This is a genomic window from Maribacter thermophilus, assembly GCF_001020565.1.
Lineage (GTDB): Bacteria > Bacteroidota > Bacteroidia > Flavobacteriales > Flavobacteriaceae > Maribacter > Maribacter thermophilus.
Map to the genome: position 1 here is coordinate 1825529 of NZ_LDAS01000001.1, position 15479 is coordinate 1841007.

Sequence of the window (15479 nt, forward strand, 5' to 3'; positions counted from 1 at the left end):
ATGGTCTATAAAATAAGGATAATACTGGACGCTGAAGAAGACATCTTCAGAGACTTGGAAATAGAGGCTCATAACTCGTTAGAAGAATTTCATAATGCCATTACACAGGCTTTTGGTTTTCTTGGAAACGAAATGGCTTCTTTCTACACCTGTGATGAAGAATGGAAACAAGATGAGGAGATAGCTCTTTTTGACATGAGCGAAACCGGTTCTGATGTACGATTGATGAACGAAACATTCTTAGAAGATGTACTAACGGAGAATTCGCCAAAGCTTATCTATGTCTATGATTTTCTGAATATGTGGACCTTTTTCGTAGAATTGGCCGATATTGTAGAAAAAGAAGATGGTAGAGCCTACCCCAACGTATTGTTCAGTTTTGGGGAGCTTCCAGAGTCACCTCCAGAAAGAAAGTTCGAATCCGAAAACAGCGCCTTCGATTTTGATGATACTTTTGAGAATTATGACGATTTAGATTTCGATGAGAATTGGAATTAATTTTCGTTTGAAAAAAACAAAACCCTTTTTAACTCCTGATATATACCCATGATAAATTTATATGCAACCCAAATTGAACATATTTCCATTCATAGAGTAGGAAACAAAAACAAAGGTGAAAGCGTGTTTTTATCCGCGGAGCCTTTTTCGTTAAACGACGAGACCACAGGGTTATTAAAAGAGTATTTCTTTAAGCCTTTTAGAGAAAAAGAAGAAAACTATTATAAACTGTCGCATGAGGTAGATGTAGAATTCAACGAAATATACAAGGTTGCCATTGAGATGTTCTCCGATGCATCAAACACGCACTTGTCCTCAAAAAAAATAGCAACCCATTTATTTGAACAATCTAACCATCCACATATTAAAAGTGGTGAAGTGTACGTCACTTATTTGTCTAACGTGCTATTGGATAATGAAAAGGTAGAGGCCATTGGTATTTTTAAAAGTGAGCTAAAACACGATTTTCTTCAGTTTCAAGAAAATGAATCTAACTTGGACATTATTGTCCAGCAAGGGATCAACATTAACAAACTGGACAAAGGATGTCTTATTTTTAATGTCAACCAAGAAGAAGGGTACAAAGTACTTTCTGTAGATAGTAATAAGTATGACACCAAATACTGGTTAGACCATTTTCTTGGTGCCGTACCTTTGTCAGATGATAACTTTAAGACAAAAAACTACTTGAAGTTTTGTCAGAATTTTGCAAAAGACGTGGTTTTACCGGCCGAGGACAAACAACAAGAAGTATTGTTCATGAACCGTGCGGTGAACCATTTTGCAAAAAACGATTCTTTTGAAGAAAGCAATTTCTTGAACGAGGTAATGGACAATCCGGAGCTTATACCCGAATTTAAACATTACAAGGTAGAAAAAGGGCCTAAATATAGTATCGAGGATGTTTCTAACTTTGATATTGCCAATAAGGCTGTATCGGATGTCAGAAAAAAAATCAAGAATGTTATAAACCTCGACACCAATATCCAGATAAAATTGGATTTTATAAATCCTGAATCGGCCGAAAAATTTGTTGAAAAAGGGTGGGACGAAGAACGCCAAATGTACTATTACCTAGTATATTTTAATAAAGAACAGAAAAGCTAGACCTTAATTCTGTTCTCTATAATCTGTCTCATACTTACATCCTCGTAATTACGACGCACAAAATCAAGGGCCAGATCCAAGACTTCTCCCATGGTCTTGCATTTGTTAAAATTGAGATCGGACGTTAGCTCCGCTATTTCCTCTTTTAACATATCTATGTTCTCATCTGTGGAGATATGGTCTTTCTTACAAATGGCCCTTAACTTTTTGATCCTATTGCCCGAACTCAGAATTCTTTTGGCGACCATAGACCTTTCTTCCAATTTATACTGATCTATAGAATCCTTCAAAAGTTTGTCCCTTACCAACTCTACCATTTTATAGTTCTCTTTAAAAAATTGGGGACGATACACTTTTAGTTTTCCTTCAAAACATTGTTGATCAAAATCTATGGCCCGTATTTTATAGTTTACATGATCAAAATCATGAGTTGCCACTACTACATAATTATACGACCTCATATCTCCCAAGAGCCTGATCATACAACGCTCGTTGAATTTTACGAACTCTTTTGCCAATAGGGCCTTCTCTCTCTCGGAACAGGAAGGAAGATTATTTTTTATAAACTCATCACCAGGTATACCCGCAATATGTTCTTCTATCAATGTATCCTTATACACCAAAAAACTAAGGTTATAGGGAGACAACATATGCTCCAACTCTAGTCCGTAAATGCGCGATGCATCGGTTTTTTTTATGTAAAAGTTGGTGAAATTATCATTTAGAATATTCCTTACCTTAATTCTAAAGGGTTTCGAATTTCCGAAGGTGCAAAAATCGACAGAATCCACATTCAGATATTGGTGAATGCTTTCATTACCATCAGAAAGTAAAATAGAATACACTTTTTTTAAACTTTCGTCTATTTCCTTTCTTTCAAATTCGGAATAGAACACGCGTATCCACAAAGTGTCCTCATCATTCTTATCGTACACTGCCACAGACCCCGAAAAACGAAGTAAGTCGTCATAAAATATGGGTATCTCAATTTTTCGATTGTAATACTCCAGATACTCGTCCAGTTCTTTACTGACCGGATATGCCGGTTTTTTCTTTGACATTAATCGTTCTTCCATACTGGGATTTCTTTGTATAAAGATACAATAAAGAGATTGTAAGTTAAAAGTGCAGATAATCGATCTAGCTGTACATTCTTAAAGGTTTCATAAAAGTTGTCAACATATATATTGATTAATACCACAGCTAACACCCCATTGGCAACAATTCATTGGTAGGCCTAATAAATTGTGGTTTTTTAGGGGCGAAATTTACCTTTAATAGAACGAATGATGAAAAAATTGTTTTGTGTCCTAGTAATGTTTGTTGGAATTTTCGGACATGCTCAATTAAGTGACCTTCATTACTTACCACCATTAAAACAAGGTCAAAACAATCAAGGTATACAGAATCAGGCTGTATATTTATCTACTCCAGAAACCACACCCTTTACGGTGAATGTCTATAGGGGAACCGATCCAACCCCCGTACAGACTTTCAGTATAGACAACCTTAACCCGGTCGTGTGGACTCTTGGTAATGGAGACAATAATATTACACTGGTAGACAATAACCATACCGGGGTTGTACTTGACGATAGTGGATTACGTTTCGAATCGCCCAGTGGTAAAGAGTTCTATGTAAACTATAGGGGTAAATCTGGTTCACAGGCCGCATCATTGACCGCCAAAGGACGACAGGCACTGGGCCAGCATTTTAAATGGGGCGGTGTTCCAAACCTAGGTAGCCATTCATCAAAATCCAACACCCTCGGTATAATGGCCACCGAGGATAATACAAAAGTAACCTTATCAGGTTATGATCCTGGTTGTGAATTTCGGGTTGGTAGTAACAGGGCGGGCATTACAGCTGATGCGTATACAATAACCCTGGACGCCAACGAATCCTTTGTTTTTGAAACCTACATAGGTACTTCGCCAACCCCTGCACATGAAGACGGGTGGATCGGGGCCTCTATTGATGCTGACAAAGATATTGTGATCAGTAACGGTATGATCAACTTTGGTAGTGAATCTGGTCAAAGCCATAGAGATGCCGGTATAGACCAACCTGTTCCTGAAAACAGATTGGGCAAAGATTATGTTTTTATCAGAGGTAATGGTAATACCAATGGACTTACCGAGTTTCCTTTAATTATAGCCACGGCAGATAATACCCAGATATACATCAATGGTAGTACAACTCCCGTTGCCACAATAGACGACGGCGAGTACTATAAAATACCCAGTTCCTATTATTCTTCAAATACCGTAGGGGCAAATATGTTTGTACAAACATCAAAAGATGCCTATGCCTATCAATCAATGGCAGGTTCCAGTAATCTATATACACAGGGACTCAATTTCGTTGCACCTGTGAACTGTTTATTGCCAGATACCATGAACAATATTCCCGATATTAGAAACATCGCAGGAAGCACGGTTACAGGTGGACTCACCATTACAGCATCGGTAAACACCCCAGATGAAAATATTAAAGTATACGAAGACGGTGTAGAAGTTACCAAACCTGCCTCTAACCCCGTTACAGGATCTGCAGACTGGAAAACATTTTTTATTCCAAATCTGGATGGTGATATCAGTGTTACCTCTACCGGACCAATGGCCATTGGTTTTTTTGGTTATAATGGAGCCCAAGGTGTAGCTGGTTATTTTTCAGGTTTTGATACCGTTCCAGAAGTAGTACTGAAAATTAATGGAGGTGCCGAAGGAGATTGTTTTTCCGGAGCTACGATTTTTGAAGCTTCGGACGACAACTTTGATGCCTATCAATGGTTTTATGACGGCCAGTTGATCGAAGGCGCCAATTCATTCGAATATGCGGCGACAGCTGCCGGTGATTATTATGTTAGGGGTACCAAGGGACCATGTACCTACGATTCGCAATCCATCACCGTTTTCTATTGTGAAGGAGATATCGTAGTCAATAAAACCGTGGACAAGCCAGAAATTGTAGAAGGTGAGACCGCGACTTTTACGATTAGGGTAGAAAATCAAAACTTTGAACCCGTTACCAACTTGAGGGTTACGGACAATATTCCTGCCGGATTGACTCTGGTAAACGGAACTACCACTACCGGAACATGGAATGGATCGGTTTGGGACATAGGAACATTAGAACCTGGAGAACCCGTATTTCTATACCTTGAAGTAGTGGGGGATGAAATTGATATTGAACCACTTATCAATGTCACCAATACCGTATCGCATACCCAGGACCAAGTAGATGAAAATATTACAGAAGATATTCTTTCCGCCAGTATTATCGTTCACAACGATTTTGACAATGATGGGGTTGTAGATATCGTAGACGTGGATGATGATAATGATGGTATATACGATAGCGATGAATGCGAAGGTGCTTTTTGCTTTGAATCGATAGTCAACGAAAGTTTTGAAGATCCCGATGTTTCCGGTTTTGCCATTCTAGATGAAAGTAGTGTTCCCGGATGGTATTCGACCGCCACCGATAAAAAAATTGAAATCTGGGAATCTGGTTTCTATGGCGTAAATTCTTATGACGGTAACCAACATGTTGAACTTAATGCAAACAACTACGGTGCATTATACCAAAATTTATGTTTGACCCCAGGTACAGAGATGAGCTGGTCGGTCAGACATAGGGGAAGAGCCGGTACCGATGTAATGCAGCTGAGGATCGGGGCCGATCTTGCCAGTGCTACCGTACAAGAAACAATGACCACAGATAATACGGCTTGGGTATTATATTCAGGAACCTATACCGTACCTGTTGGGCAAACCAACACTGTCTTTATTTTTGAGGCCGTATCTACGGCCGATGGTAGTATTTCTGTGGGTAACTTTATCGATGATGTAAAAATAAACATTCTTGTTCCTGAAACCTGTATAGATTCTGATGGTGACGGATACCCGAACAACCTTGATTTGGATAGTGACGACGACGGTTGTACCGATGCCGATGAATTTTACAAAGACAACAGTGCCGATGGCGATGACGGAGGCGAATACGGTACAGGTACACCTGCAGTTGACCCGAATACAGGTGCCGTAATCGGAGCCTCGTACACCTTGGTCTTAGCTCCCCAAATTGTTTTGAAAAATACGGCCGAAGATTTGGCAACAAATGATATTAACGGACAAGAGATTGATCTTGGCGACACTTTTGATTATGTCCTGCGTTTTCAAAACACAGGAAATGACAATGCGACATCATACACTATTAGAGATATATTACCTGCCAATGTAACCTTGGACAATGTTGATTTGTCGGGAGCATCCAGTAGTGTAACATATAGCCACGACCCAGTAAGCAATATCATAACCTTTCAAATTCCTGACAACCTAGTAGAAGTAAACGATCCGGAATATACGATCCGGATAACGGTTACCCTGTCCTCTAATTGTTCAGAGTTTGTAAATGCCTGTTCAGAAACTATAGAAAATTTTGCATACTCCACCTATCAAGGGGTTACAAACACCAATACATATAGCGATGAACCGGGATCCACACTGACCCCAACCTGTAACGATACCACTGCGGTCGCCACCAACAGTCTATCAAATGCCCTACAAGGTTGTAATACAGCTAGAACCGTACAGTTATGTGGTGATGACGCTACTTTGAGCGCAGGTGCAGGGTTTACAACATACACGTGGGCAATAGATGCCAATGGTAACGGTCAAATAGACGCAGGCGAAACACCCATTGATGATGGTGATAGCGATCCCAGCACACTGGTAGTTACGGAAATTGGTAATTACATCGTAGAAAAAAGTGGTGCTGATGGATGTGCCGACTTGGTCGAACTAATAACAGTAGAACGTTTTGGTACTACACAGACCAATCCAATAATAACATACTTCAACCAAGTAAATTCAGACGCAAACACGGATAATGATTTACAAGGAGAAATCGTTTCCTGTTCTATTGATGGTAGTGAAATGCCACATATATTCTTATGCGGCGAAAACGATGAAGCTACGTTACAACTAGGAATAACGGATGCCGTAAGTATCGTATGGGAACAATTGGATGAAGACAGTTGTTCTGATATTGAGGATGATTGTGCCACTACCAACTCGGGTTGCTCATGGACAGAGCTTGCTATACAGGATAACTATACGGTAACCGATAGCGGCAAATATAGAGTGGTGATCAATTATGAACATGGTTGCTTCAGTCGTTTTTACTTCAACGTGTACAAAAACACCTTGGACATCGATTATATCCCTACCGATATTTTATGTAATACTTCTGGAAACATAAGAATTACCAATCCAAGTTCCAATTATGGTTATCAACTGGTAAACGCTACCACAAATGATATCATAATACCTTTTTCCGATAACAATGGACCTAATTTTGATATTACCACTAGTGGCACCTATAAGGTACAGATCACTACATTGGACCCTTCAACGGGAGACTCTATAGACAACGCCTGTATTTTTGAGACCGAGGATATCGGTATTCAGGAAATGGACTATGAAGTGAACATAGAAACAACTCCGGCGGACTGTAGTGGTTTTGGAACCATTTCAATTCAGGCCCTAAATGTATTGCCAGATTATAGCTACGAACTTCGTTTGGATGACGGCACCAATAGCGGAGCTGGAACATTTTTCCAAGAAATGGTTTCTGTAGAAGACAACACCTATACATTTGATAGTGTACCTGCCGGCGACTATATCGTTATTACCACTACAGAAGATGGTTGTACCGATTCTCAAAACATTACGGTAGATGAGTACCCAGCACTTAATTTAACGGCCAGTGTTAGCGAAAACATCACCTGTAATTCGGGTATGATAACATTGACCCCTAGCGGCGGTAATCCCGACCCAAATTACGACATGGCCATTTGGAGCGTTGGTGGAGTCGAACTTTATGCAAGTCCAGAAGATGTACCTGCCTCCGAACTTCAAACGACCAATGATTTCGTATTCACCGATAGTAGTGACGCCAATGATTACGTATTTATCGTTTTTGATGATAATGGTTGTAGCACCCTATCAAATAGTGTCACCTTACAAGATTTAGGTCCAGTAACCATTTCCGCATCCCATACGGATATTGTCTGTGCCGACTCGGCTACCTCAACATTGACAATTACAGCAAGCGGAGGTACGGCTCCATATGAATATAGTTTGGATGGTGGTGCCAATTACCAAACCACCAACACTTTTACTAATTTAGGTGGAGGTAACTATACAATTACCGTTCGGGATTCCAGTGGATCGCCAACCTCAAGATGTATTGCAACATTGGACTATGAAATTGATCAACCTTATAGATTAACGGCTTCTGCCGCAATCGTAGAGGATGCTTCTTGTGACCCTTCGGGAGCCTTGGTTAAAATACTGAATCCCAATGGAGGTCAGGCACCTTACTCTTATAGTTTTGATGGTGGATCTAATTACACCGGAACAAATGAACAAAGATTAGCTCCAGGTACATACAACTTGTCTGTTAAAGATAACTTAGGCTGTACCTATGCCATGGAAATAACCGTGGATGCCCCTATGGCCGACCCAAGTTTCGACAGCACAATCGATTATGCTTGTGATGGATCTGGTACCATAACCATTACGCCGAGCAATACTACGGATTTTGATTACACATATACTCTTGACAGTACCACAAATACCCCTGAGGACAGTAATGTATTCAACAATGTAGGAGCTGGCACGCATACGGTTACCGTAGGCTATTCAAGCGCCATAACACCCACTCAAAGCACCTTATTCCTAGAGAACTTTGGCACGGGCATTACTACTCAAATAGGAGAAGTAGGTCCAGGGTATTGTTACGAACCACAAGATGGCAGTACCACGGCCTGTAACCTTGGCCCTAACGGTATTTTGGTAAATGGTGAGTATGCCGTTACCTCGGTAGTTACCAACCCCAATACCTCATGGAGAAGCCCTAACGACCGTACCGGTTTAACGGATGGAAGGTTCATGGCCATAGGGGTAAGTACCTCGGCGGGCAACAACAATGTTTTATGGTCCAGAACCGGATTGGAAGTTTTGGCCGACCAAGATATTACCATTTCATTCTACGCGTACAACATACTAATCAACAGTGCTTCCGGCAACGACCCCGAGGTTCTTGTAGAACTTATAGATGGATCAGGCAATGTAATCAGCAGTACGGCTACAACAGCAATTCCTAAAAACAACGATGCCGATGATTGGCACCTAAGAGAGGTAACCTTCAATCCTGGATCAAATACGGTCGTTGGCGTTGTCTTACGTACCAACTTGGATAGCGACGACGGAAACTTCTTGGTTTTGGATGACATTCAGGCTACCCAAATTCCTGAAGTTTGTGAAACCACACAAGATTTAACAATCGTTGTAGAGGACAACAAAGAATTTAGTGTCAGCATTTTGGGTAGCACAAACCCAACATGTAACGGTAACAGCGACGGTAACATTCGTTTTGAGGTCAAGAATTTTGATGCAGCGACAGGTTATGAATATTCAACCGACGGTGGTACCAATTGGACCGTTGAAACAGCCGCCATCGTCACCACACCTTCCACATTGGCGGACGGAACTTATACTATTATGGTCCGTAAGGTAAGCGACAATACCTGTACGGCCACATCGGCCACATCGGTAATCTTGACAGCTCCGGCGACGATAGTTCCCGGTCTAACACGAACTTCAGAATATACGTGCTTTAATACCGGTGCCACTTTAGAGGCTTCCGCTACGGGTGGTACGCCAGGGTATGAATATCAGTTAGAAAGAGCTGCAGATAATTCTATTGTTAGGGCATACCAAACAGATGCTGATTTTGTAAATGTTACCGAGGGCGATTATGTTTTACGTGTAAAAGATGATAAAGGTTGCGAGGTTGTTTCAACAGTAGCTGTAACAGTAGATAAATTTGAAGATGTAGATTTTGATTTAACCGCTACTTCTTGTTATGACGGCGCAAACAATGCTACTATTACCGTGAATGTAACCTCTGGTAATGGCGACTATACCTTTAGGCTAAATGGCGGTGGATGGGTTACCCCTACCCCAACAACCGATACGACTTATACTTTTTCCGGTTTATCTAATGGTAGTTATGATATTGAAGTTACAGATGCTTTTGGATGTGCATCGACATTAAAAACAATAGTTATACAACCAAACTTAAACGCAACTGTAAAAGTTGTAGACGTTAGTTCTTGTGCGGATGGTAGTATAACCGTAGATGCTAGTGGTGGAGATGGTAATTTAGCGTATGCTTTTGTACCAACAACAACGCCTGTTACCGCAGCAGATTTTTCAGTAACAGATACATTTACTGTAGCAGCAGCAGATGCAGGTACTTATGATGTTTATGTATGGGATAATGGTGCAGCAGACCCACATTGTGAGTTTATGGAGACCGTGACCGTGAACCCAGCAACACCTATAACATTCACAGCAACACCAACAGACCCGGAATGTCATGACGGCTTAGGAACAATTGAAGTAGAAGTAACATCTGGTATTGCTCCATACACCTATGAAATTATAGACATAGATAACGCTGGTGCTTCTAACCAAACAGTTACCAACGTAATCAACAATACAAAAACTTTTTATAACCTGAACCCAGGAAATTACACAATTAATATTACAGATGCCAGTGGTTGTACGGTTACTACAACCCCTAATGTAACTATTAATAATCCTGATGAGCTAACGGCAGATATTATAGGTGTTACCCCTAATACTTGTACTGGTACTGCTAGTGACTTTGGTTTTAGATTTGATGCTTACCCATCTACTTTAGGAACTATAGAGTTTAGTGCAGATGGTGGTGCTACTTGGACTGCAGATAACTCTGTACCCGGAACATCAGATAGGTTAACTGGTTATTTATCTGGAGATAGTGTTTATCCTTCTATGAGAACGGTAGATGGCTCTGGAAATACTATTTGTCAAACAGATTTTCCAAGATATACAATTCCTTATCCTTTGGATAATCTAGATATTACTATAGACGCTGTAGTTGTAAATTGTAATGAGCTACAGGTTAAAGTGCAAGGTTCTGAGGGTACTCCTGGTTATGAGTATTCATACTCTGATGATCCAGCAAACTTTAACCCTGCTACTGCTACTTGGATCGCTGGTGGGTCAGTAAACGATTCTTCCGGGTCTCCTGTCGCAGTTCCGGCAGGACACGGTAATTACTTATGGACAGGCTTAACACCTGGTAGAACTTATGTTTTTTATGTGCGTGATCTTAATGGTTGTGTACGCCAGAGTGATGTGAACGTGAACGATATTGTAGACCCCCTTCCTTTAGATGTTGACTTTACCTCAACTCCTTCTTGTGATGGTGCAGATAATGCAACAATAGATTTTACAATTACAGATCATGAAGCTCCATTTGGGTCTCAATACAGATGGGAGCTGTATAATATAGCAGGTAACATTATTAGATCTAGTGGCAATGGCACAACTCCTGGTATGGCAGGCACAATAGTTACTTTTGATAATAATTTACAAATAACCGATTTGGTGCCAGACGAATACTACATTGTAGTAACAGAAATTGACGGTGTTACCGATACGTGTATATCCGCATCGGAGAATGTATTGTTAGAAGAATTAGATCCTATTACTGCAAGTTTAAGGAAATTAGAAGATATTACTTGTGCTAGTCCTGGACTTATAGCTGTAGAAAATATCACAGGTGGCGGAGGTACATATACATTTACTCTAACAGATCCTTCTGCAACGGTAATTGCTACTGGCACACCTGATAATCCTTTAGAAATTCCTGCAGGTTCTGTAGCTGGTAATTATGCGGTAAGTATAAGCGACCAATATGGTTGCGAGTATCCTTTAGGAACAATTAATATGTCATTAGCTGCTAATCCAACCATAGATGGTGTTGATGTAGATAATTGCGGTACTACTGCAACCGTAACCGTTAATACAACACTAGGAGATTCTGCTACACTTGTATATTCTATAGATGGTGGTACAAATTACGTTTCAAACGGAGGTGTGTTTAATAATGTAGCTGTGGGTACATATACTGTTTTTGTAAAAGATGGTAATGGTTGTACAGATTCATTCGCTACAGAAGTTTTCCCCACTTTACAAGCTACTGCAACTTTAAAAGAAAGTTTAGGTTGTACCAATGATGCAGAAATTTTAATAAGCGCATCAGAAGGTTCTGGAGATTATGAGTATCGAATTGAAAATTCATCTGCTACAGAAATTGTTGCCAGAACAGCATTTACAACATCTGTTAGCGCAGTGGTAACAGTTGCAGATACTTATACCGTTCAGGTTTTTGATGCAAACACATCTACACCAGAATGTTTTAGAACGTTCACTGTAGAGGTACCCCCCGCTATTCAACCAAACTTTACGGCAACCCCAACAGACGTTACTTGTAATGGAGGCTCGGATGGCGCCATCAAAATAACGGAAATAAACAACGGCAACAACCCTTTGAGCTATGTCTTAAGTCCGGCTAGTGCTACGTTCAACACTACTACAAATAGTTTTGAAGGCCTAGCTGCAGGCACGTATGATGTTATAGGTACAGGGCCAAACGGTTGTGTAACTACTAGATCGTCCATAGTGGTAGGGCAACCAAATGTAGTGGCATTTGCTACACCAAATGTAACCCAATTTGGTTGTACATCGGATAATACTACAAACAATGCAACTATTGTTTTAGATGAAACTAGTATAACCGGAGGTAGTAACACTTATTCCCGTTATGAGTTTGAAGATGTTGCCACTGGTACTATTTTACAAAGTGGTACAAGTCCCACATATACCTATACGGATTATGCCGGCGGTGATGTCATTGTCCGTGTATTCGATGATGCCGGATGCTCTGCCGAACAAACGGTTACCGTAAACACTTATGACCCATTGGTTTCAGCTTCGACAAATGTGCTTACACCTATTAGTTGTTCAAGCACCAACACAGGAGAAGAAATAAGGGTTGATGTGGTAACCAACAGCAATACCTATACCTCGAACCCTGGAGATTATGAATATAGGCTATTACCTTCGGGTACTGCCCAAGCGTCAAATATTTTCGCGGATCTACAAGTGGGTACCCATACCATTGAGATAACCAATACGACGACAGGATGTTCAATTACGACAGAACATGTTGTAAAAGAGCCCAATACTTTTGACATTACCGTAGATGTACTGTCCAATGTTATCTGTTATGGTGAAGATGGCAGTATACAAATAACCTTTGCCGATGCCACCTATACAGGTGACTTTGACTGGGAAATTTTAAATGCCGATGGTACTCCGACCACAAGAACCGATGATGATGGTACTTTCTCGGGTACAGGAACATCTGCCCCAATACCGGTAGCTGCAGGTAATTATATTGTTAGAGCGGTACAGGCTGCCTTCCCAGAATGTAGTCAAGAGCGTACTTTTACCATTACGACACCTGCTGCCGCATTAACTTTGGATACGATAGATACTTCCAGCGTAGGTTGCTCCAACAGTCAAGGAACGGCCCAAATTACCCCTCTTGGCGGTCAATCTCTATATGATATTCGATTAGAGAATACAGACACCGGTTCTGTATACGATGTCACACAGGTGAACGCACATCTTTTCCAAGGATTAGAGGCCGGTACTTATAACGTTCAGGTCACCGATGCCCTTGGGTGCGCACAAATTTTCACTAGTGCCTTTGAACTTATAGAGCCAGATGCCATAACCGGTACCATTACCCATACAGAGCTTGAGTGTACGGGTGATACCGATGGATCTGTTTCCTTTACCATTGACCCAACAAGAAATGTAACACCTAATTATAGTTATAGCCTTAATACGTATGATGATGCGGCAGGTACAACGTTATTACGTAACTCCGCAACTCAGACAAGTCCAGATTTCTTTAATCTAAGCGCTGGCTTCTATAGTATCAGTGTTACGGACGATATTGGCTGTGAATACGAAACTGCAATTGTAGAAATCGTAGATCCAACACAGGTAGACGCTATTTTAATTACGGATAGCCCCAATAGTTGTCTTGATGGCGCAGACCTACTATTAGTAGCCTCTGGTGGAACAGCCCCTTACACTTGGAGCGAGGATGGCGTTACCTACAATAGCATGAACCAGATCAATGGCACAGACACCCATTTGTTCCAAAACATGCCTGTGGGCACCTATAGCTATTTTGTTAAAGACGACTTTAATTGTGTCTCTGTAATTTCGAACGAAATAGCCGTAAACGAAATTGAAGACCTTACAATGACCTTGGACACCACTGCAGCAAAAATCAATTGTTCGGGCGATAGTACGGCCGTGATCATTGCAGATGCCGATGGTGGACTTGGCAGCTATGAATATGCATTATTTGCCGATGCGACCTTGACTACAGAAATAATACCTAACCAAACCAACGGAACTTTTACAGACCTTCCAAGCGGAACGTACTATGTAAGAGTTCAAAGTAGGGATTGTGAAATTGTCTCTGAAGAGATTTTTATTTCAGAACCTGATCCTTTGGTAGTGGTGCCTACCGTAACCGATGTAAGCTGTAATGGTGCGGATGACGGTAGCGTTCAAATTGATGTAACAGGTGGTACCGGAGATTATCAATTCGCCATCTCCCCCAACCTTAATAAGTTTTATGACGAAAACATCTTTGATGCGCTTTCCCCTGGAGATTATTCTATCATCGTACAAGATAGTAACGGTTGTTACGAACTTGTAGAGTTTACGATAACAGAGCCATCCCCACTTGATATTACACTGACTGCTACACCAGAAATTTGTGCCGGCGACGAAGATGGCACCATTTCTGTCAGCATATCTGGCGGAACGGCACCGTACAGTACCAGTATCAATAGTAGCGATGATGCAGATTTTATTCAAGACAGATTCAGCTTTGATTCGCTGCCCAGTGGTGACTATATCATTTTTGTAAAAGATGCCAATGGATGTACCCTGAACGATATCATTAGAATAGAGAACGGGGCCAACCTAAATGCTACAGCAGAAGTGATATATGAATGTACCGGGGATACACCGAACAATTACATTGATCTTGTTTTGGAAGACGAAACCGTTTCTTCTGAAGTAATGTACGCATTGGACTCAACAGACCCTAACGACTATATGCTAGAAGCAGATTTTAGGAACCTGACCCCTGGCAGTCATTACATTACCATTGCACACTCCAATGGATGTATAAATATATTGGAATTTGAAGTAGAAGGTTTTGAACCTTTAGAGTTGATTGCGATCCAAGAAAACCTAAATGAAATAACCGCTGTTGCCACCGGAGGAAAAGAAGGATATACCTTCTATTTTGACGACCAAGACAATGGTGATGACAACACCTTCTATATCAGGAGAACTGATACCTATACGGTAAGGGTTGTAGATGCCAATGGTTGTGAATCGGTTACCACTATTTTCATGGAATTCATCGATATTGAAATACCTAACTTCTTCACCCCTGATGGTGATGGTCAAAATGATATATGGACGCCTATCAACATCGAGATATTCCCTGATATATTTATCACAATTTTCGATAGATACGGACGTGAAGTATATAGGTTCAAGGACAACCAAGACGGTTGGGACGGATTCTATAACAATTCAGAATTACCTACCGGGGATTATTGGTATATCATAAAATTGAACGGAGAAGAAGATGAGCGAGAGTTTGTCGGCCACTTCACCCTGTATAGATAACCAAATACTTTTTTAACCAAAGAAGCCATCTTAAAAAAGATGGCTTCTTTGGTTATAATATAGAAAGATACAAGAAAAATATTCTTATACACACAATAGCATTAATAATGCCATATAGGCCTTTTACAACACTACACCGTCGGTAGACAACAAACTATTGTACAAACGTCGTAC

The 15479-nt window shown here is 40.8% G+C and carries 4 protein-coding genes; 3 read left to right on the forward strand and 1 reads right to left on the reverse strand.

Features of this window, described 5'->3' with window-relative positions; all coding sequences use genetic code 11:
* Both AB657_RS07880 and AB657_RS07885 read left to right on the forward strand, forming a co-directional pair.
* Positions 1 to 498, forward strand: a complete 498-nt coding sequence (locus tag AB657_RS07880; RefSeq protein WP_047245992.1) for an IS1096 element passenger TnpR family protein — start codon at positions 1 to 3, stop codon at positions 496 to 498.
* Between the two features lie 48 nt (positions 499 to 546).
* On the forward strand, positions 547 to 1605 hold the full coding sequence (locus AB657_RS07885) for a nucleoid-associated protein (protein ID WP_047245993.1): 1059 nt from the start codon (positions 547 to 549) through the stop codon (positions 1603 to 1605).
* Here AB657_RS07885 and AB657_RS07890 read toward each other — a convergent pair.
* A complete protein-coding gene (locus AB657_RS07890) occupies positions 1602 to 2681 on the reverse strand; it encodes a hypothetical protein (RefSeq protein WP_047245994.1) in 1080 nt (359 codons plus the stop codon). The two genes, AB657_RS07885 and AB657_RS07890, sit on opposite strands and share 4 nt — an antisense overlap.
* 210 nt (positions 2682 to 2891) lie before the next feature.
* Here AB657_RS07890 and AB657_RS07895 point away from each other — a divergent pair, with 210 nt between their 5' ends.
* On the forward strand, positions 2892 to 15305 hold the full coding sequence (locus AB657_RS07895) for a T9SS type B sorting domain-containing protein (RefSeq protein ID WP_047245995.1): 12414 nt from the start codon (positions 2892 to 2894) through the stop codon (positions 15303 to 15305).
* Positions 15306 to 15479 lie beyond the last annotated feature (174 nt).

Bases quoted from the DNA above. Each gene is read 5' to 3' on its own strand.
- AB657_RS07880 (WP_047245992.1), top strand. From the start codon at position 1: ATGGTCTATAAAATAAGGATAATACTGGACGCTGAAGAAGACATCTTC.
- AB657_RS07885 (WP_047245993.1), top strand. From the start codon at position 547: ATGATAAATTTATATGCAACCCAAATTGAACATATTTCCATTCATAGA.
- AB657_RS07890 (WP_047245994.1), bottom strand. From the start codon at position 2,681: ATGGAAGAACGATTAATGTCAAAGAAAAAACCGGCATATCCGGTCAGT.
- AB657_RS07895 (WP_047245995.1), top strand. From the start codon at position 2,892: ATGATGAAAAAATTGTTTTGTGTCCTAGTAATGTTTGTTGGAATTTTC.